The sequence below is a fragment of the Catellatospora tritici genome (assembly GCF_019083965.1).
GTDB classification, from domain to species: domain Bacteria; phylum Actinomycetota; class Actinomycetes; order Mycobacteriales; family Micromonosporaceae; genus Catellatospora; species Catellatospora tritici.
Genome location: NZ_JAHRCY010000011.1, coordinates 109,464 through 128,691, shown reverse-complemented (window position 1 = coordinate 128,691; position 19,228 = coordinate 109,464). Strand labels below are relative to the sequence as shown.

The following is a 19,228-nucleotide window of genomic DNA, read 5'->3' as shown; positions in this document are numbered from 1 at the left end:
ACTGTGCCGTCCCCCGAGTCGCGTTATAGGACAGCGCGCAGTCGTACCGCGCCGCTATCGTGACGGCACCACGGGGGCGGAACACCCCTGTGCGTGCTCCCCATCTCCTCACCCCTGAAGGACGCATGCGCAGAATCAACCTGCGCCGGTTCGGGATGACGCTGCTCGCCGTGACCGTCGCCGCCATGGGACTGGTCACGCCCGCGCACGCCGAACCCGGCACCGGCACCATCTCCGGCCAGATCACCGACGACGGCCAACCGGTCGTCAATGCGGAAGTGCAGGTCGTCGGCCCCGGCTTCGGCTCGGCCCTGACCGGCTCGGACGGTCGCTACGAGATCACCGGCCTACCCGCGGGCGACTACTACACGGTCTTCCTGACCCCACCGGGAGGGCCGACCCAGTACGCCTACCACAGTGCGACCACCGACAACGCGACGCAGTTCACCGTGACCGCCGGCGGCACCACCACGGTGAACGACACACTCATCGACACGGGCATCGTCGCGGGCCGGTTCACCGACCCTGCGGGCAACGGTCTGGCCGGCATCATGGTCGCGGCGTGGTCTGACCCTGAGGCCTGGTCATACGTCGGCACCACGGACGCCGACGGCTATTACTCCGTCGTCGTGCCCACCGGCAACTTCAAGGTCGCCTTCGAGCTCGGCACCCAGCGGCAGTGGGCCCCGGCGACGCTGAGCTGGGCGCAGGCGCAGATCTACCCGGTGGGGTCCGGTCAGACGGTCACCGTCGACGCCACGGCGATGCTCCAGAGCGCCGTCGCGGGCCGCGTCGTCCGCGCGGACGGCACGCCGTACCCCGACGCGGCCGTGAACCTGATGTCCACGAGCGGGGGGCCGGGTGCCTTCGGTTACACCGACGCCGACGGGCAGTACCGGATCGACGTCATGCCCGGCAGCTACAAGATCGCCATCGAGATCACCGGGGAAGCCACCGAGATCAACCAGTACGTGCCCGGCAAGCGGCTGGAATCCGAGGCACAGGTGTTCACGGTGGCCGCGGACTCCGTGACCACGGTGAACGAGACGATGCTGGCCACGGGCTCGGCCAGCGGCCGCTTCACCGACGCCGCGGGCAACGGCGTCCCGAACGTCGACGTGTCGTTCAACGACGAGTACGGCCGCTACTACCAGGCCACCACTCGTGACGACGGGACGTGGCAGATCAGCACGCTGCTGCCGGGTCAGTTCACCGTGCATTTCTACGACCACGCGACCGTCGATCAGTACGCGTACAGCAAGATCGACATCGCGGACGCGACCCGCTTCACCGTGGTGGCCGACCAGAACCTGGTCGTCGACGACACGAAGCTGGCCACGTCCGGCCTGCGGGTGACCGCCCGGGACGCCATCACCGGCGCCCCGGTCAGCGGCTTCACGGTGCAGGTCGGCGGTGCTTTCGCCGATGAGGCCAACGGCGCCGCGGTCCTGCCCGACCTGCCGGTCGGCACCTGGTACCCGCGCGTGTACGCCCAGGGCTACCAGATGATCGACAAGGCCGGTCCGGTGACCGTCGTCGCCGGGCAGCAGGCCACGCTCGAGGTCACGCTGGTGCCGAACGCGTCGATCCGGGCGAAGGTGGTGGACGCGGCAACGGGCGAGCCGGTGGCGGGCGTATGCCTGTTCACCCAGACGCGCACCCAGTTCCGGCTGATCAGGAGCTGCCCGGCCGCGAGCGGCGCCGACGGCGAGGTCGTGCTCGACTCGGTCGCGGCGGGCACGTACCAGATCTTCGCGCTGCCGGATCGCAACTCGGTCTACGGGGCGCAGTGGGTCGGCCTCAACGGCGGCACCGGCGACCAGGCCCAGGCCCGGGACGTCACCGTGACGGCCGGCCAGGCCAAGGACATCCACAAGATCTACCTTGACCGCAAGGGCACCATCACCGGTGTCGTCACCGGCGCCGACGGCACCCCGGTGACGAGCGGCAGGGTCTCCATCGTCACCCCGGTGACCTGGGAGGGCAGTGCGGGCGGCGCCAACATCGACGCCGACGGCCGGTACACGCTGAGCCTGCTCGGTCCGTACTCGTGGCCGTTGTTCTTCCAGACCAGCACGCACGCCTGGCAGTGGAGCGGCGCGGCCTACCGGCGCCAGAACGCGACGCTGATCCCGGTCACGGCCGGGCAGAGCACCACGTTCGACCAGCAGTTGCAGTTGGGCACGCTGCTGAAGGTCACCGTCACCGGCTCCCCGGCCGGCGGCTACAACGCGGCCTACACCAGCAGCAACGGCGACATGGCCGGCTACGAGTGGGTGCCGCAGGACGGTGCCCAGGTCTCGTTCCGGGTGCTGGGCGGCGGCCAGGTCCGGCTGCACTACGAGGGCACCGGTTTCGACCACGGCTGGTACGGCGGGACGGATTTCAACACCGCCAAGCCGGTGTCCATCCCGACCTCGGGTGAGAAGGTCGTCGTCTACCCGTACAGCTGACCCGCTTGATCAGGAGATGTCGGGGGCGGTGCGCGACGCACCGCCCCCGTTCGCATCTCAGCGGATCGAAACGGGGCCGCGCGAGGTGGCCCCGGCCCGATATCGTGTGCGCGACCACGGGGGTCTGTCGCACTTTCAGATCTCTGTGCGTGCTTGTCCAACTCCTCACAACCGAAGGACGCATGCGCAGTCACACTCTGCGCCGGGTCGCCACGACGTTGCTCGCCGTCACCGTCGCCGTCATCGGCTTGACGACTCCGGCACACGCCGACCCCGACACCGGCACGATCAAGGGTCAGGTAACCGCGAACGGCCTGCCCGCATCCGGCATCACCGTCAGCGCCCAAGGCTGGGGCTGGGGGGCGGCCGTGACCGGCTCGGACGGTCGCTACGAGATCACCGACCTGCCCGCAGGCATCGACTACCGGGTGAGCTTCTACGGGGCCGGGCGTCCCGAGCAGTACGCCCACCAGACCGCCGACTACGACAGCGCGACCACGTACACCGTCACCGCCGGTGGGACTGTCACCGTGGACGAGGTTCTACTCCCGGTCGGCACGATCGCCGGACGGTTCACCGACGCGGCGGGCAATCCGCTGCCGAACCGGCGCGTGTCGGTGATTCCACGCACCTACAGCCACTACAACTACGACCTCACCACCGACGCGAACGGCGAGTTCAGCCTCGACGCCTTCGCCGGCGGCTACCAAGTGTCTTTCTGGACCGACGAGCAGCAGCAGTACGCTCCCGGCCAGGTGGATTCCGCGCTGGCGCAGACGTTCCAGGTGACCGCCGGCCAGACCACCACCGTGAACGAGACGCAGGTGGGCCGTGGCGCGATCACGGGTCGCCTCGTGCGCGCCGACGGAACCCCGGCGGCCGACAAGGTCGTGGAACTCATCACCGCGTCCGGAGGCTACAACGTCACGTTCGCCTACGCCGACGCCGACGGCCGGTACCGGATGGATGCCTTCCCCGGCGCCTACCGGGTGGTCATCCCGTTCGGCGAGGAAGGCAACGAGATCAACCAGTACGTGCCCGGCAAGCGGGTGGAGTCGCAGGGCCAGATCTTCACGATCACCGGCACCGATGTGATCACTGTGAACGAGACGCTGCTGCCCACAGGCACGGCCAGCGGCCGGTTCACCGACTCGGCCGGTAACGGGATCGCGAACGTCTATGCGCAGTTCACCGACGCCTACGGCGGCCAGTACCAGGCCGACTCCGACACCGACGGCTACTGGCAGACCAACCCGATGCTGGCCGGCGAGTACACCGTGTACTTCTACGACTGGGCGCACACGGTCAGCCAGTACGCGTACGGCAAGGTCGCGGCCGAGGACGCGGACCCGGTCACCGTCCTGGCGGGCCAGAACCTGGTCGTGAACGACACGAAGCTGGCCACCGGGAGCATCCGGGTCACCGCGAAGAACTCGGTGACCGGCGCGCCGGTCGCGGGATTCTCGGTCCAGGCCGGTGCTTTCTGGGCGGAGGAGCGCAACGGCGCCGCCGTGCTGTCCGACCTGCCGGTCGGCTACTGGAGGCTGAACCTCTACGCCGAGGGCTACCAGCCGAACGAGAATGTCGGACCGGTGAACGTGCTGCCCGGACAGGCCGAGATCGAGGTCAGCCTGGTGCCGTACGCCTCGATCCAGGCGAAGGTCGTCGACGCGGCGACCGGGGCGCCGGTGGCGGGCGTGTGCCTGTCCACCCAGACCCGGGTCAAGTTCCACCTGTCCGAGGGTTGCGGGGCCGAGAGCGGCCCGGACGGGGTGGTCACGCTGACCGCCGTCACGGCCGGCACGTACCAGGTCTTCGCGCTGCCCGGTCAGGGCTCGCCCTACGGGGCGCAGTGGGTCGGCCTCACCGGCGGCACCGGCGACCAGGCCCAGGCCCGGGACGTCACCGTGACGGCCGGCCAGGCGAAGTACATCCACAAGATCTACCTGGACCGCAAGGGCACCATCACCGGTGTCGTCACCGGAGCCGACGGCAACCCGGTGACCAGCGGCCACGTCGCGGTCTCCGCGCCCATCGTCGGCGACGTCAGCCGGGGCAGCGTGGACATCGACGCACAGGGTCGGTACACGATCGACTTCCTGGGGCCGTACTCGTGGCCGCTGGACTTCATCACCGACTCGCACGCCTGGCAGTGGAGCGGCGCGGCGTACAAGCGGCAGAGCGCCACGCTGGTGCCGGTGGTGGCCGGACAGACCACCACCTTCGACCAGCAGCTGCAGCTGGGCACGGTGCTGAAGGTGACGGCCACCGGATCGCCCGCCGACTACTTCGCCGCGGCATACACCAGCAACGGCGACCTGGTCGGGCGGATCTGGGTGCCGCAGGCCGGCGGCCAGGCCGTGTACCGCGTCATGGGAGGCGGCACGGTCCGGCTGCACCTGGAGGGCGGCGAACCCGGCCACGGCTGGTACGGCGGGACGAGTTTCAGCACCGCCAAGCAGGTGTCCATCCCGACCACCGGCGAGAAGGTCATCGTCTACCCGTACAACTGACAGGGTGACGTGGAGCGGGGCGGTGCGACACACGCACCGCCCCGCTTCGTGTACCGGCTAGAGCCACTTCAGGTGGTCGGCCAGCAGGGCGTATCCGACGAAGGACACGATGTCGAGCAGCGTGTGCGCCACGATCAGCGGCCCGATGCGGCGCCACCGCAGATACACCAGCGCGAACACCACCCCCATGATCGCGTTCCCCACGAACGCCCCGAATCCCTGGTAGAGGTGGTACGACCCGCGCAGCACCGCGCTGGTGGCGATCGCCGTCCCGGTGCTCCAGCCGAGCTGGCGCAGCCGGGTCAGCAGGTAGCCGACCACGACCACCTCCTCCAGCACCGCGTTCTCCACCGCGGCCAGGACCAGCACCGGCACCGCCCACCACACCTCGCCCAGCCCGGAGGCGACCACGGTGGCGTTGAACCCGAGCGCCTTGGCGGCCAGGTAGAGGCCGAGGCCGGGGATGCCGATCGCCGCCGCGAGCAGGGCGCCGCCGCCGAGGTCGAAGGCGGGCCGCCGTCGGGCGTACCCGAGGATCTCGGGCGCGCCGAGCCTGCCGCCCAGGCCCGGTCCCCGGTTGAGCAGATGGATCGCGAACAGCGCCGGAACCACGCCGAACGCGATCCGGGTCAGTTGGATGGTCAGATCCAGCCAGGGGCGGTCCGGGGTGACGGCCGTGTTCAGCTCGGCCGCCTGCTGGTTCAGCGGCACATGAACCGTGAGTTTGTCGATGAGTGACAGCACGGATCGGATGGCGGAGTAGCCCAGCGAGACGCCGAGCAGCAGTAGCACCTCGTGGCCCAGGATGGTGCGGGTGGGGCGGGGACTCCCCCAGTCGAGCTCTTCAGCAGCCATGACACAACAGGGTCGCACAGTCTGTGCGATGGCCGATCGCTCGTTGTTGACATCGTTCGAACGTGAGTGACCTTCAGCGGCTGTTGAAAGAGAGCTGGACTCTCGTCGAGGAGCAGCAGGACAAGCTGGCCGGGTACTTCTACGCTCGGATCTTCCTGAACCACCCGAGCGTACGAGAGATGTTCCCGGTGACGATGGACGTGCAGCGGGCGCGTCTGCTCGGTGCCATCGTCAGCGCCGTACAGACCGTCGACGACCCGGACCGGTTCGACGAGTACCTGCGCTCGCTCGGCCGCGACCACCGCAAGTTCCAGGTGCAGCCGGAGCAGTACGAGGTCGTCGGCGCCGCCCTGCTGGAGGCGCTGCGCGCCTTCGCCCGCGACGAGTGGACCTTCGAGTACGAGCAGGCCTGGCGCGACGCGTACGACGTGATCGCCCGCAAGATGCTGGCCGGGGCCGCCGCCGACAGCAACCCGGCGTGGTGGCACGCCGAGGTGGTGGCGCACGAGCGGCGCAGCCGCGACATCGCCGTGTTCACGGTGCGGCCGCTGCAGCAGCTCGAGTACCGGGCCGGGCAGTATCTGTCCGTGGAGTGCCCGCAGCACCACCCGCGGGTGTGGCGGACGTACTCGGTGGCCAACGCGCCGCGCACCGACGGGACGATGGACTTCCACGTGCGGGCGCTGGGCGCGGGCTGGGTGTCGGGCGCGCTGGTGCGCCGGACCAAGGTCGGCGACATGCTGCGACTGGCCTCGCCGATGGGCACCATGGTGCTGGACCGTCGCTCCACCCGAGACATCGTCTTCGTCGCGGGCGGCACCGGCCTGTCGCCGATCAAGGCGCTGCTGGAGGAGCTGACCACCTTCAACCGCACCCGCTGGGTGCACATCTTCTTCGGCGCCCGCGACCGCGACGACCTGTATGACCTGGCGTCACTGCAGCAGCTCGCGTCGGCGTACCCGTGGCTGTCGATCGTGCCGGTGTGCAGCGACGATCCGGGTTGGGGCGGCGAGGAGGGCTCGATCTCCGACGCGCTGTCCCGGTTCGGGCCGTGGCTCGAGCACGACTTCTTCGTCTGCGGTTCGCCGAACATGGTCCGGGGCACCCTGCGGACGCTCACGCAGCTGCAGGTGCCGCAGACCCGGGTCCGGTACGACGCCTTCAGCGACGTCTGAGCGCCGCGGCCGCAGTGGCCGCGGCGCCTCCGTCAGGTCAGGGCACCAGGGCCGGTGGCGCCGAGGCGACCGCCCGGAACCGCCACTGGAGCTGGAATCGCGCGTTCAGGGACGGGTCCTCGGTGCGCCAGGTGAACACCGCCCGGTCCCCTTCCTGCTCGCGCACGATCGGGGTGCGCAACGGCGCCTCCTCGGCCGCCATCGACGTCTCCACCCCCCACACCTGCGGGTCGAGCCCGGCCGGGAAGCGCATCTGCACCACCAGCCGCCGGGTGGGCAGCCGGACCGCCCGCTCGAACCAGCTGCCCCACTTCAACTCGTCGACGTGGTAGCGGTACTCGACCGTGGTCCGCTCCCCGGGGTAGAGCGGAAAGCGGCCGTCGGCGTTCTCGAACAGCAGCCAGATCTCCTTGAACGCGTCCCGGTCCTGCTTGGCCCGCCACACCATCGGCTCGGCCGTGCCCGGGTCGCCGCAGAAGGCGACCAGGCCCAGCTCCTCGAGGGACAGCGGGTGGGTCCGGTGGTGGTCGTTGGAACGCTGCGGCTGGCCCGGGTACCGGTCGACGGCCACCCGGATGAGATAACGCGTGACCGGCTCGTTGCCCGCGTTGTAGAGGGCACGACGCACGACGACCTGGTACGAGCCGTCGTCGTAGGTGAGCTGAGCCTCCTCCAACTCCACCACCAGGCCGGTGCCCGGGGGCAGCCACTGGGTGGGGACGGTCGGCTCACGGGTGAGCAGGGTGGACGGGCCGCGGGCCTGACGGGCCTCTTCGTACTCCTGGAATCGGCGCCAGATCGCGCCACCGGCGTTGAGCACCGCTTCGGCCCGGCGTGCGAAGTCCTCGGTGGGCCTGTGTCTTCGGCCCTCGATGTGGCTGATGTACGAGGGATCGAAGCCCATCCGGCTGGCAAGCTGCTTCTTGGTCATACCGCGGTCGATCCGCCACCGGCTGAGCTCGGTCGCGAAGGCCTCCACGGCACGTTCCACCGGCGAAACGCTCATGACCCGACCACGGTGCGCTCGGTCATGCCACACCTCGCCCCCTCCTCGGTTCGTCGTGAATCCTCATTCTTCGCGGCTTGAGGATCAACTAACGAGAAGTGCTGATTACGCGACAAAAGCCTTGACAGCTTGCCAAGCGACCATCGGGCGTGGGAGCGCCCTGAACTATGCCAGAGGTCACACACGGTAAATGAAATAACGTAAACTGGCATGGGGTCTGGTTAGCCTAGCCTTATCAAGGTACAGTTGCCGGGTTATCAGCGACTGTGACTAAGTGCAGGAAGGGGCCGGTGAGGAAGGGGTGCGCACGCTCACGCCGTACGACCTGACTGACGCCCTACGGCCACTGACCGTCACACTCCGCTCCATCCGCAACCGTCTCGGTGACGAAGCGGTGCACGGCCTGCCCGAACCCCTCATCGTCAACGGCATGCCTGGTTGGACGCCTGCCACCGCTCTCACCGGCGGAGCCGCCCTACCCGCGCTGTTCGCCACCGCGCACCGCCGCTGGGGCGCCGCACCGCACGCCGCTGCCACTCTTTCGTGGAAGTCCTACAGCTACTGGGTCGCCATGCCCGCCGTGCTCAGCTGGGCCGTCGCCCGGCGCGTGCCGCTGGTCTCCGCCGACAACGTGTTGGTGCGCTTCAGCGGCGAGCCCGGCGAGGCCCTGGTCCAGGTCGGCCTGCGCGGCGTGCAGCTCGCCGTGCTGCCCGACGACCCGCTGGCCCACACCGGCCACCCCGGCGTCACCGTCGTCGGCGACGAGTCGCTGCTGCTCAAGACGCTGCGCACCAGCCTGCTCGACCAGCATCTCGACCCGCTGTCGGAGCGCATCCGCGAGCACGTGAAGGTCGGTCGGCGCACGCTGCTCGGCTCGGTCGCCTCCGGCATCGCGTACGCGCTGGTCCGCGGTGGACCGGACGTGCCCGGCTCGATCACCGAAGCCGCCGGGACGGTCCTGACCGCGCTCGAACTCGACGAGCTGGTCGACCTCGTCCCCGGCCCCACCGGCGAGCCTGGCGTACACCGCCGCACCTGCTGCCTGGCGTTCACCCTGCCGCAGCCGAAGGTCTGCGGCGGCTGCTGCCTGCGCTGACCGGTCGCGAGCACTTCCGGGCCCCGGCCGATGTTGCGAGATCGACAGCGGTCGGTAGTTTGCTGGGGGTGTCCGGTCATGTGTTCATCAGTTACAGCCACGCCACCGACAGCGCCTACGTCACGAAACTGGCCGCGCATCTCACCGCCGCCGGGGTCGAGGTGTGGTTCGACCGGCAGATCATCACCGGCGACCGGTGGGCCATGGTCATCCAGCAGCAGATCGACTCGTGCACGGCGTTCGTCGTGGTGATGAGCCCCGCCTCGAACGAGTCGGTGTGGGTGGACCGGGAGATCGACCAGGCCGAACTACGCGGCAAGCCGATCTTCCCGCTGCTGCTGGGCGGGGAGCGGTTCTTCCGGCTGGCGAATCTGCAGTTCGAGGACGTCACCGGCGACCGGATGCCGACGCCCGGGTTCACCACCCGCTTGCGCAGCGGCCGGAACACCGCCCCGACCGCCCCGACCGCCCCGATGGGTCCGCCTGTCGACGCCGCGACCCTCACCCGCCAGTACAACGACGCCGTCAGGGCGTACCAGCGGGGCGACTACGCCGGGGCCACGGATCTGCTGCGCCACGTCGTCGCCGGCCGCATCCGGCTCCTGGGCGCCGACCACCCCGACACCCTGCTCGCCCGGCACGAACTCGCGTACAGCATCGGGGAGGGCGGCAACCCGGCCGAGGCGGTGCGCCTGTTCCGCGACGTCGTCGCCGACCGCGCCCGCGTGCTGGGCGCCGACCACCCCCACACCCTGGTCTCCCGCAACAACCTCGCGTACTACGTCGGGGAGGGTGGCAACCGGGCCGAGGCGGTGCGCCTGTTCCGCGAGATCGTCGCCGACCGCACCCGCGCCCTGGGCGCCGACCATCCCGACACCCTGCTCTCCCGCCACGAGCTCGGGCACAACACCGGCGAGGGCGGCAACCGGGCCGAGGCCGTGCGCCTACTCCGCGACGTCGTCGCCGACCGCACCCGCGTCCTGGGCGCCGACCACATCGACACCCTGCTCGCCCGGCACAACCTCGCACACAACACCGGCGAGGGCGGCAACCGCGCCGAGGCGGTCCGCCTGTTCCGTAAACTCGTCGCCGACCGCACCCGCGTCCTGGGCGCCGACCATCCCCATACCCTGCTCTCCCGCAACAACCTCGCGTACAACATCGGGGAGAGCGGCAACCCGGCCGAGGCGGTACGCCTGTTCCGCGCGCTCGTCGTCGACCGCACCCGCCTCCAGGGCGCCGACCACCCCAGCACCCTGCTCGCGCGGCACAACCTCGCGCACTACGTCGGGGAGAGCGGCGACCGGGCCGAGGCGGTACGCCTGTTCCGCCAGATCATCGCCGACCGCACCCGCGTCCTGGGCGCCGACCATGCCGAGACTGAACTGAGTCGGCAATGGCTGCAGCGCTACGGCGGATAGCGGTTCCGGACGACAGGGTCGGTCAGGAAGATCTCTTCTGACCGACCCTGAACCGCGTTTCGCACGGATCTTGAAATTCCTGCCCTTCCGGCCGTACCCCGAGATCGACAGCGGTCGGTAGTTTGCTGGTGTGTCCGGTCACGTGTTCATCAGCTACAGCCACGCCTCAGACGGCAAATACGTGGAGCGGTTGGCGACTCATCTGATGGATGCCGGCGTGGTGGTGTGGTTCGACCGGCAGCTCATCACGGGTGAGCGGTGGAGTGAGGTGATCGAGCGTCAGATCGACTCGTGTGCCGCGTTCGTCGTGGTGATGTCCCCGGAGGCCCGCCGGTCGGAATGGGTCGACAGGGAGATCGACCAGGCCGAGCTACGCCGTAAGCCGATCTTCCCCCTGCTGCTGGTCGGGGAACGGTTCTTCCGCCTGGCACACCTGCAATACGAGGACGTCACCGGCGACCGGATGCCACCGCCCCAGTTCACCACTCGCCTGCGTGGCGGCCAGACCGTCACCCCAGCTGCGCCGGCGGCTGCGGTTGTCGACGCCGCGACCCTCACCCGCCAGCACAACGACGCCGTCAGGATGCACGACCGGGGCGACTACGCCGAGGCCGCGGATCTGCTGCGCCACGTCGTCGACGGCCGCACCCGCCTCCAGGGCGCCGACCACCCCGACACCCTCACCGCCCGCCATCAACTCGTGCGCAGCATCGGAGAGGCCGGAGACCGGGCCGAGGCGGCACGCCTGTGCCGCACCCTCGTCGCCGACCGCACCCGCGTCCAGGGCGCCGACCACCCCGATACCCTGACCGCCCGCCATCAACTCGTGCGCAGCATCGGAGAGGCCGGGGACCGGGCCGAGGCGGCACGCCTCTACCGCACCCTCGTCGCCGACCGCACCCGCGTCCAGGGCGCCGACCACCCGCACACCCTGACCGCCCGCAACAACCTCGCGTACAACATCGGGGAGAGCGGGGACCGGGCCGAGGCGGCACGCCTGTACCGCACCCTCGTCGCCGACCGCACCCGCGTCCTGGGCGCCGACCACCCCGAAACCCTGACCTCCCGCCACAACCTCGCGTACAACATGGGGGAGAGCGGGGACCGGGCCGAGGCGGCACGCGTGTACCGCGACCTCGTCGCCGACCGCACCCGCGTCCTGGGCGCCGACCACCCCAACACCTTGACCTCCCGCCACAACCTCGCGCGCAACATCGGGGAGAGCGGGGACTGGGCCGAGTCGGTGCCTCTGCTCCGCGACCTCGTCGCCGACTACATCCGCGTCCTGGGCGCCGACCACCCCCACACCCTGACCGCCCGCCACAACCTCGCGCGCAACATCGGGCAGAGCGGGGACCGGACCGAGGCGATACGCCTGTTCCGCACCCTCGTCGCCGACAACACCCGCGTCAAGGGCGCCGACCACCCCCACACCGAACTCAGCCGGCAACAGCTGAAGTACTACGGCGGGTAACCGGGCTTTGGCGACTCGTCGCACAGCTCAGGACCTGTAGCGGAGATCAGATGCACGGAGGAGTTCACTCAGTTGCAACGGTGAAGGTAGTGGTCCCACGTTTCGGCCGTACGCAGTCATACCTCCGCACGAGCCAGGGGCCCGTCCGAAGAGCTCTTCGGACGGGCCCCTGGCTGCGTATTGTCCTCGTCGGACGGTAAGGGATTTCGAACCTTTGACGACATCGCTGCCTCAGCGGTTTTCAAGACCGCGAGTCAGGCATGCGCTGAGCTGGTCCTTTCTGTCTACTTCCCCGATTCTTCCGGGTATCTTCCGTGACCCCCCATCGCCCAGCGCTTCTAGTGCCCTGTCACGCGGCCTCGATGGTGTAACCCGGTTGTGAATCCCCTGTTCGTAGAAGCTCTGTGAGCAAGCGCTCGGCCCTCGCACCAGGTTGGCAGAGGGCCGAGCGTCGGGTTGTTCAGCAGTTAGCAGCGATCGCGCCCGCCGCAGTCGGGCGGCCCGTAGTGTCCCGAACTTGTGGGGCTCGGCTGTGGCCTACCGGTCTTGGTCGGCTTCGGACCGGGCGTCGGCTTGGTGGGTGAAGGCCGCGGTCCTCCGGGCCCCCCGGGTCCTCCGGGTCCATGTCCCCCAGGGCCTCCAGGTCCATGTCCCCCAGGGCCTCCGGGTCCATGTCCCCCGGGTCCCCCCGGCCCCCCAGGTCCTCCGGGTCCCCCCGGCCCCCCAGGCCCCTCAGGTCCCCCGGGTCCCCCCGGCCCTCCAGGCCCTCCAGGCCCTCCAGGCCCTCCAGGCCCCCCGGGTCCGCCGGGTCCGCCGGGTCCAGGTGTTCCGGGGAGCGAAGGCGAAGGCCCAGGTGTTCCGGGGACTGAAGGCGAAGGCCCAGGTCCTCCGGGAGTGCCGGTCGCGGTCGGTCCAGGCGTGGGCGGGAGCGCGCAGAACGGCCTCGTGATCGTGTTGTTGATGAGGGTGACTGAGCCGTTTCGGGCCAGCAGCCGTCCGTTGACGGTGGCACCGCTCTTCAACGAGATCGTGGTCAGGGCCATGATGGTGCCGACGAACGTGGTGTTGGTGTCCAGGGTTGCCGAGCTGCCGATCTGCCAGAACACGTTACAGGCCTGCGCGCCGTTGATCAGTGCGACCGTGCTGTTCGGCGCGGTGATCAGCGTTGCTTCCGTCTGGAAGATGAACACCGAGTCGGGACGGCCCTGCCCGTTCAGGACGAGGGTGCCCGTAAGACCGAACGTGGGGTTGGTGTACACGCCCTCGGGGAGGATCTGTCCGCCGAGTTCGACCCCCGTTGTCGTGGCTGGCGTCCGGCCTGCCGCATCGTTGTACGCGGTCGTCAAGTCGGTCTGAGCCTGACTCGCGACGGCGTCGGTTGGGTGCTGGACGCCGTTGATTACCAGGCCGGGCGGGAAGCCGGTGATCGCGGTACCCGGACCCGGGCTGATGCCCAGATCGCCCGAGACGATTGTGGGACCGGTGTTGGTGACGGACTGGCCTCCCAGCACCGCGAATGACGTGGCCGTGCCCAGATTCACCGTGGGCAATGCGGCCCACGCCGTCCCGGTACCGACAAGCAATGCTCCCGCGAGCACCGTCGCGGTGACGGCGCCTGCCGCAGACACCGCCGGGACGATCAGGCGTCGAGGCACGGGAGATAGACGTTTTAGCAATGCACAGCCCTCTCTGAGAGACGAGATCGGCATGACGGGAACGTAACCCCGACGACCAGCGCGTTCATACCGAAAGGAGACGATCGTCCTCGACGGGCCCATCGAGCACTTCCTCGACGATAACGGTCAGTAACCACCGAAGTGTCCGTACCGACCAAATCAGGAGTAATTGCACCGCTTGCTGCGCCTTGGTGCGGCTTCCACAAGAGCGGCCCCATGCGGTGGCTGGCCCCTGCTTAGACAGCTGATCGACCTACAGCTACCGGTAGACGTCACGCCGGTGCGCCACACGCATGACCGTCACAGTCGGCGCCTGGTCGTCGATCTCGTAGACGATCCGGTACTCACCGACCCCGTACGCGCCAGTCGTCGCCGCCACCACCGACGAGTTGATGGCGCCCGTCGGCCGGGGGTTGTGGATGAGGCTGAGCGTGGTGTCCAGGACGGGCCGGAACACCGACCGAGGCAGCGAACCCGCAGAATTGCTGACCTGTTTTCCGCGTATTTTCCGCAGATATCCGTGAACAGCCGGACCCAACCACCATCGTTCGAACACCCGCACGAGCCAGGGCCTGCCCGAGAATTCTCTCGGGCAGGCCCCTGGCTGCGTTTTTACTGCTTATCGGCGGAGGGTGTGGGATTCGAACCCACGAAGACATCGCTGCCTTAGCGGTTTTCAAGACCGCCGCCATCGGCCACTAGGCGAACCCTCCTGGCAGATTGCCAGCGACCAGTGTGCCAGAGCCCGGCGCCAAGGTACACGCAGATACCCACCAGGTGTGGCGTCCGACAGTTTCGGGGAAACTGCAGGTATCCCGCCCAAGATTCCAGCACTTTCCGGGAAACTGCGCCCAAGCCGCGACGCGCGCCCCGCGCGGAGTGGGAGGTGCGGGCGGGGACGGGAGCGGGGGCGGAAGATGATCGAGTGCGTGCGATGACGAACCCGGCCAAGGGCGAGCTGCTCCTCGCCGAGGTGCCCGATCCGGCTCCGGCTGACGGCGAGGTGCTGATCCGGGTGGCCGCGAGCGCCGTCAACCGAGCCGACCTGCTACAGGTCGGCGGCTACTACCCGCCGCCCAAGGGCGCGCCCGCCTGGCCCGGTCTGGAGTGCTCGGGCACGGTGATGCGCGGGGCCGGTTCGTGGCAGCCGGGTGACGAGGTGTGCGCGCTGCTCAACGGCGGCGGCTACGCCGAACTGGTGGCCGTGTCCGAGGCGCAGGTGCTGCCGGTGCCGACGGGAATCGACCTGGTGACGGCGGCGGGGCTGCCGGAGGTGGCCTGCACGGTCTGGTCGAACCTGACCCAGGTGGCGGGTCTGCGTTCGGGCGAGACGGTGCTGATTCATGGCGGCGGCAGCGGGGTCGGCACGTTCGCGATCCAGTACGCCAAGGCGCTGGGCGCCCGCGTGGTGGCCACGGCCCGTCCGGTCAAACACGACCGGCTGCGACTGCTGGGCGCCGACGAGTGCCTCGACTACACGACCCAGGAGTTCACCGGCGTGAACGCCGACGTGGTGCTGGACATCATGGGCGCGTCGTACCTGGGGCGCAACGTGGAGGCGCTGGCCCGGGGCGGTCGGCTGGTGGTGATCGGGCTGCAGGGCGGCACCCGCGCCGAGCTGGACCTGGGCGCACTGCTGTCCAAGCGGGGCACGGTGGCGGCGACGGCGCTGCGGTCACGTCCGGCGGCGGAGAAGGCCGAGATCGTCGCGGGCGTACGCCGGGACATGTGGCCGCTGCTCGAATCGGGCGCGATCCGGCCGGTGATCGACCGGGTGCTGCCGCTGACCGAGACCGCCACGGCGCACCGGCTCGTGGCGGCCAACGAGCACGTCGGCAAGGTGCTGCTGAAAGTCAGCGGGTGACGGTCAGCGGCTGAGGGTCAGCGCTGCTTGGGGATGGGGCGCAGGCGCTCACGCATGAGGATGAGCAGCGCCTCGACGCCGTCCATCGCGGTGATCTTCTTGCCCTCTTCGCGGGTGCGCGCGTTGTAGCTGATCGGCACCTCGTACGGGCGGATCTTGCGACGGAGCAGCTTGCCGGTGGCCTCGGCCTCCATGCCGAAGCCCTTGGACTTGATGTTCAGCGACCGGTACAGCGCCAGCGGCATGAGCTTGAAGCAGGTCTCCAGGTCGCCGATGTACGAGTTGAACAGGATGTTGGCGAACAGGGTCACGCCCTTGTTGCCCATCACGTACCAGAACGAGAACGCGGCGTGGCCGCCGAAGGTGCGGTTGCCGTAGACGACCTTGGCGCGGCCGTCGAGGACCGGGCCGAGCAGCTTCGGGATGTCCTTCGGGTCGTACTCGAGGTCGGCGTCGAGGATGACCATGTAGTCACCGGTCGCGGACTCGACCGCGGTGCGGATCGCGGCACCCTTGCCCGCGTTCTTCGCGTGGTGGATCGCGCGCAGGCGCGAGTCGTCCCAGCCGTTGAGGATGTCGGCGGTGGCGTCCTTGCTGCCGTCGTTGACGACGACAAGCTCGGTCTCACACGGGTAGTCAACCGCCAGCGCCTGCTTGAGCGCCTCGCCAAGCCGGGTCTCTTCGTTGTAGACCGGCATGAGAATGGATAGCTTCACGAGGGCTCTCCGCTGCGTACTGTGGCTGGAACGCGCCGAGTCTAGCCCTTCGGCTGCTGCTGCGCACATCGGGCGAGGTCAGCCCGCCTCGATATGCGTATATCGAGGGCGGATTGTGAGACCGGGCACCTCCCCGCAGGCGCCCTGTTCCCGGCCGTTCGGCAGCCGTCAGCCCGACGCGCGGGGCAGGTGCACCGTGAATCTGGCGCCGCCCTCGGCGGCGTGCCCGGCCTCGATCGTGCCGCCCAGGCGGCGGGCCAGCCCAGCCACCAGCGCCAGGCCGAGGCCGGTGCCGGTCTGCCGTACTCCCTGATAGCGCTGGAAGAGCGCCCCCCGCTGGAACGCCACCGCCAGGTCGTCGTCACTGAGACCGGGGCCGCCGTCGCGGACCTCGACCACCGTGTGTCCGGCCTGCTCACGCACCGCGAGCACGATCGGGCGTCCCTGCGGCACCACCCGCAGCGCGTTCTCGACCAGACCGTCGATGATCTGGCGCAGCCGCACCGGGTCGGTACGCGCCCACACCTCGTGCGGCGGTGTGTCGGCGTGCAGCAGCACGCCCGCGGTCGCCACCCGGGGCGCGAACGCGCGTTCGGCCGAGCGGACCAGCGACACCAGTTCCACGTCGGTCGGCTCGATCGTGAAGTCGGCGGCGTCGAGGCGGGCCAGGGACAGCAGGTCGGCGACCAGCCGGTCCAGCCGTTCGGCCTCGGCGAGCATGGTCTGCCCGACGCCCGGCGCGGCCGTGGCGTCGACGACGCCGTCGGACAGCGCCTCGGCGTACCCCCGGATGGTGGTCAGCGGGGTGCGCAGCTCGTGCGAGATCGACAGCAGGAACTCGCGCTGGCGGCCCTCGCTGGTGGCCAGCGCCTCGGCCAGCTCGTTGATCGACTGCGCGAGGCGTTCCACCTCCAGCGGTGGCTCGGCCTGCAGCCGGACCGCACGATCGCCGGAGCTGAGCCGGGCCGCGGCGGTGGCCGCGTTGCGGATCGGCCGGGCCAGCCGCCGCCCCAGCAGTACGCCCGCGAGCACGCCCGCGCCCAGCCCTGCCAGCAGCGGCAGCCACAGGTTGCGCAGCACCTGCTTGGCCATGCCCGTTCCGGCCGGACGGGCCAGGACGACGCCGTCGCCGTCGCCCAGCGGGCGTCCCTCGATCACCGCCAGACTGCCGTCGACCAGGGCCAGCCGCTCGCTCACCGGCTGCCCGGCCGCGATCTGCCGGACCACACGATCGGGCAGGCCGGTCCGGTCGGGCTGGCCGCCGGTGATCAGGAAGCCGGTCGTACCGTCGTCGAGCTTGCGCAGCTGCTGCATCAGCTTCTCATCGGACGCCGCGGTGCGGCGGTTCTTCAGGATCAGGGCGACCACGTCGGTCTGCGTCGCCAGACCGTCCCGGGCGGCCCGCTCGGCGGCCTTGGCGGCCAGCGGCACCGCGACCAGCGCCGTGACCAGGACCGAGATCAGGGCGACGAGCAGCCCCGCGACGACCGCGCGGGTGGTCAACGTGGTGGTGCTCTGGACCGGTTTCGGCGGGGCGGCGAGCACCCGGATCGGCACGGTCAGGTCGGCGCGGCGGTCAGGCATCGGCGGTGTACCCCACGCCCCGGACCGTACGCAGGATGCCCGCGGCGTCGCCCAGCTTGGCGCGGACCTGGGCGACGTGCACGTCGACGGTGCGGGTGCCGCCGTGGGCGGCGTAGCCCCACACCGTGCTCAGCAACTCGTCGCGGGTGTAGACCCGACCCGGTCGGCTCATCAGGTGGGCCAGCAGGTCGAACTCGGTGCTGGTCAGGTGGACCGGCTGCCCGTCGACGGTGACCTCGCGCCGCGCCGGGTCCAGCCGCACCGCGCCGACGGTGCGGCTGCGGTCGGGTTCGGGTGTGCCGCCGGAGCGGCGCAGCACCGCCTTGAGCCGGGCCACCAGCTCACGGGGACTGAACGGCTTGGTCAGGTAGTCGTCGGCGCCCAACTCCAGCCCGACGATCCGGTCGACCTCGTCGTCGCGGGCGGTGAGAAAGATGATCGGTACCCAGACGTCCTCGGCCCGCAGGCGGCGGCAGATCTCGGTGCCGTCGAGGCCGGGCAGGGCGATGTCGAGCACGCACGCGACCGGCCGCAGCCGCCGGGCCGCCGCCAGCCCCGCGTTGCCGTCCGCCTCGACCTGCACGCCGTAACCGTCGCGTTGCAGGTAGAGCCGGATCAGGTCGGCGATCGGCCGCTCGTCCTCGACGACGAGGACCAGACCTTTCTCAGTCACGCCCGCCATCATGTCCGACCTGTGTACGGATCAGGTAAGGCATACGTCAAGGTCCTTGACTTGCCTTCACCGTGACCACCGACTGGCTTCCGTCCGCCGATGGTTGCCGCGAAGGAGCGTGACATCGCGAAGCGATGTAGCGACGCGCGGGAGCCATCGGCTTCGGGGACGGAAGCCCGCGCCCGCGGAGGCGGGCGCCAGCAATCAAGCGCCGACGAGGTGGTCGGCGAAGGAGCGGTAGGGGGTGGCGTCGGGGGACGCGGCGCGCTGGGCGATCAGCTTCGGCTTGAAGACGTGGCTGAACAGGGCGTCGAGGTGCCAGACCTGCTTGGGGTGGCCCGCGTGGATCCAGAACCGCTCGCGGATGCCGTCGACGGCCGTGGCCGCGAACTCGATGGCCGACAGGCGCGGGTCCGGGTGCCAGGTGACGTTCGCCAGGTGCCGCAGGTCGGTGTTGAGGTGCAGGCGCAGGCGCCGCAGGATGCGGCTCTCCTGGGTGATGACCAGGCGGCGGTACGTCAGCAGCAGCAGGTACTCGCGGCCCAGGGGCCGCTCGGGGCGCAGCGCGCGGGCGACGAGCACGGTGGCGTCGCCCGCCTCGATGCAGCGACGGAAGATCGGCATGTGCCGGCTGACCGTGGCCATGGGAATGCCGGCCTCGCCGGTGGCGGGGAGGAACGTACGCGAAAAGACGTCCATGTAAGGACCAACGAGCGCGCGTG

General features: G+C 69.8%; 14 protein-coding genes, 1 tRNA gene and 1 pseudogene. 7 read left to right on the top strand and 9 right to left on the bottom strand.

The window, feature by feature from the left end; genetic code table 11:
• Positions 1–125: 125 nt before the first annotated feature.
• Entirely contained in the window at positions 126–2,453 is a 2,328-nt protein-coding gene (locus KUA19_RS24760; protein ID WP_217399496.1) for a carboxypeptidase regulatory-like domain-containing protein, read from the top strand.
• A gap of 182 nt (positions 2,454–2,635) precedes the next feature.
• The gene (locus KUA19_RS24755) at positions 2,636–4,966 is read left to right on the top strand and encodes a carboxypeptidase-like regulatory domain-containing protein (RefSeq protein WP_217399495.1); all 2,331 of its coding nucleotides are present in this window, start codon (positions 2,636–2,638) and stop codon (positions 4,964–4,966) included.
• 57 nt (positions 4,967–5,023) lie between these two features.
• Here KUA19_RS24755 and KUA19_RS24750 read toward each other — a convergent pair whose 3' ends face one another.
• A complete protein-coding gene (locus KUA19_RS24750; RefSeq protein ID WP_217399494.1) occupies positions 5,024–5,821 on the bottom strand; it encodes a CPBP family intramembrane glutamic endopeptidase in 798 nt (265 codons plus the stop codon).
• Between the two features lie 62 nt (positions 5,822–5,883).
• Here KUA19_RS24750 and KUA19_RS24745 point away from each other — a divergent pair, with 62 nt between their 5' ends.
• On the top strand, positions 5,884–6,996 hold the full coding sequence (locus KUA19_RS24745; RefSeq protein WP_217399492.1) for a globin domain-containing protein: 1,113 nt from the start codon (positions 5,884–5,886) through the stop codon (positions 6,994–6,996).
• A 52-nt stretch (positions 6,997–7,048) separates the two neighbouring features.
• On the opposite strand, the pseudogene KUA19_RS24740 reads toward KUA19_RS24745, so the two are convergent.
• Positions 7,049–8,002, bottom strand: a pseudogene (locus tag KUA19_RS24740) (helix-turn-helix domain-containing protein); the annotation flags it as partial.
• Between the two features lie 301 nt (positions 8,003–8,303).
• Here KUA19_RS24740 and KUA19_RS24735 point away from each other — a divergent pair.
• The 3 genes from KUA19_RS24735 (at position 8,304) to KUA19_RS24725 (ending at position 11,993) form a co-directional block, all read left to right on the top strand.
• Positions 8,304–9,098, top strand: a complete 795-nt coding sequence (locus tag KUA19_RS24735) for an IucA/IucC family C-terminal-domain containing protein (protein ID WP_217399488.1) — start codon at positions 8,304–8,306, stop codon at positions 9,096–9,098.
• A gap of 68 nt (positions 9,099–9,166) precedes the next feature.
• Positions 9,167–10,519, top strand: a complete 1,353-nt coding sequence (locus KUA19_RS24730; RefSeq protein ID WP_217399486.1) for a tetratricopeptide repeat protein — start codon at positions 9,167–9,169, stop codon at positions 10,517–10,519.
• A gap of 130 nt (positions 10,520–10,649) precedes the next feature.
• Positions 10,650–11,993, top strand: a complete 1,344-nt coding sequence (locus KUA19_RS24725) for a tetratricopeptide repeat protein (RefSeq protein ID WP_217399485.1) — start codon at positions 10,650–10,652, stop codon at positions 11,991–11,993.
• A 467-nt stretch (positions 11,994–12,460) separates the two neighbouring features.
• On the opposite strand, the gene KUA19_RS45020 is transcribed toward KUA19_RS24725, so the two are convergent.
• The 3 genes from KUA19_RS45020 to KUA19_RS24710 all read right to left on the bottom strand — a co-directional run bounded on the left by KUA19_RS45020 (position 12,461) and on the right by KUA19_RS24710 (position 14,382).
• On the bottom strand, positions 12,461–13,702 hold the full coding sequence (locus tag KUA19_RS45020) for an ice-binding family protein (RefSeq protein WP_217399483.1): 1,242 nt from the start codon (positions 13,700–13,702) through the stop codon (positions 12,461–12,463).
• A 226-nt stretch (positions 13,703–13,928) separates the two neighbouring features.
• Positions 13,929–14,126, bottom strand: coding sequence for a type II toxin-antitoxin system RelE family toxin (locus KUA19_RS24715; RefSeq protein WP_217399481.1), 198 nt, complete (start codon positions 14,124–14,126; stop codon positions 13,929–13,931).
• A gap of 169 nt (positions 14,127–14,295) precedes the next feature.
• Positions 14,296–14,382 (bottom strand) — tRNA-Ser (locus KUA19_RS24710).
• A gap of 221 nt (positions 14,383–14,603) precedes the next feature.
• On the opposite strand from KUA19_RS24710, the gene KUA19_RS24705 reads away from it, so the two are divergent.
• Complete coding sequence (locus tag KUA19_RS24705) at positions 14,604–15,533, top strand: NAD(P)H-quinone oxidoreductase (protein ID WP_217399720.1); 930 nt, start codon at positions 14,604–14,606, stop codon at positions 15,531–15,533.
• A 17-nt stretch (positions 15,534–15,550) separates the two neighbouring features.
• Here KUA19_RS24705 and KUA19_RS24700 read toward each other — a convergent pair whose 3' ends face one another.
• From KUA19_RS24700 to KUA19_RS24685, 4 genes are all read right to left on the bottom strand, one after another.
• Positions 15,551–16,249, bottom strand: coding sequence for a glycosyltransferase family 2 protein (locus KUA19_RS24700; protein ID WP_217399479.1), 699 nt, complete (start codon positions 16,247–16,249; stop codon positions 15,551–15,553).
• 168 nt (positions 16,250–16,417) lie between these two features.
• On the bottom strand, positions 16,418–17,833 hold the full coding sequence (locus KUA19_RS24695; protein ID WP_217399477.1) for a sensor histidine kinase: 1,416 nt from the start codon (positions 17,831–17,833) through the stop codon (positions 16,418–16,420).
• Positions 17,826–18,515, bottom strand: a complete 690-nt coding sequence (locus KUA19_RS24690; protein ID WP_217399475.1) for a response regulator transcription factor — start codon at positions 18,513–18,515, stop codon at positions 17,826–17,828. The genes KUA19_RS24695 and KUA19_RS24690 overlap by 8 nt, the downstream gene beginning before the upstream one ends.
• Before the next feature lie 195 nt (positions 18,516–18,710).
• A complete protein-coding gene (locus KUA19_RS24685) occupies positions 18,711–19,205 on the bottom strand; it encodes a hypothetical protein (protein ID WP_217399474.1) in 495 nt (164 codons plus the stop codon).
• Between the last annotated feature and the right edge of the window lie 23 nt (positions 19,206–19,228).

Coding starts and splice junctions, on each gene's coding strand:
- KUA19_RS24760 (WP_217399496.1), top strand. CDS start 126: ATGCGCAGAATCAACCTGCGCCGGTTCGGGATGACGCTGCTCGCCGTG.
- KUA19_RS24755 (WP_217399495.1), top strand. CDS start 2,636: ATGCGCAGTCACACTCTGCGCCGGGTCGCCACGACGTTGCTCGCCGTC.
- KUA19_RS24750 (WP_217399494.1), bottom strand. CDS start 5,821: ATGGCTGCTGAAGAGCTCGACTGGGGGAGTCCCCGCCCCACCCGCACC.
- KUA19_RS45020 (WP_217399483.1), bottom strand. CDS start 13,702: ATGCCGATCTCGTCTCTCAGAGAGGGCTGTGCATTGCTAAAACGTCTA.
- KUA19_RS24705 (WP_217399720.1), top strand. CDS start 14,604: ATGACGAACCCGGCCAAGGGCGAGCTGCTCCTCGCCGAGGTGCCCGAT.
- KUA19_RS24695 (WP_217399477.1), bottom strand. CDS start 17,833: ATGCCTGACCGCCGCGCCGACCTGACCGTGCCGATCCGGGTGCTCGCC.
- KUA19_RS24690 (WP_217399475.1), bottom strand. CDS start 18,515: ATGGCGGGCGTGACTGAGAAAGGTCTGGTCCTCGTCGTCGAGGACGAG.
- KUA19_RS24685 (WP_217399474.1), bottom strand. CDS start 19,205: ATGGACGTCTTTTCGCGTACGTTCCTCCCCGCCACCGGCGAGGCCGGC.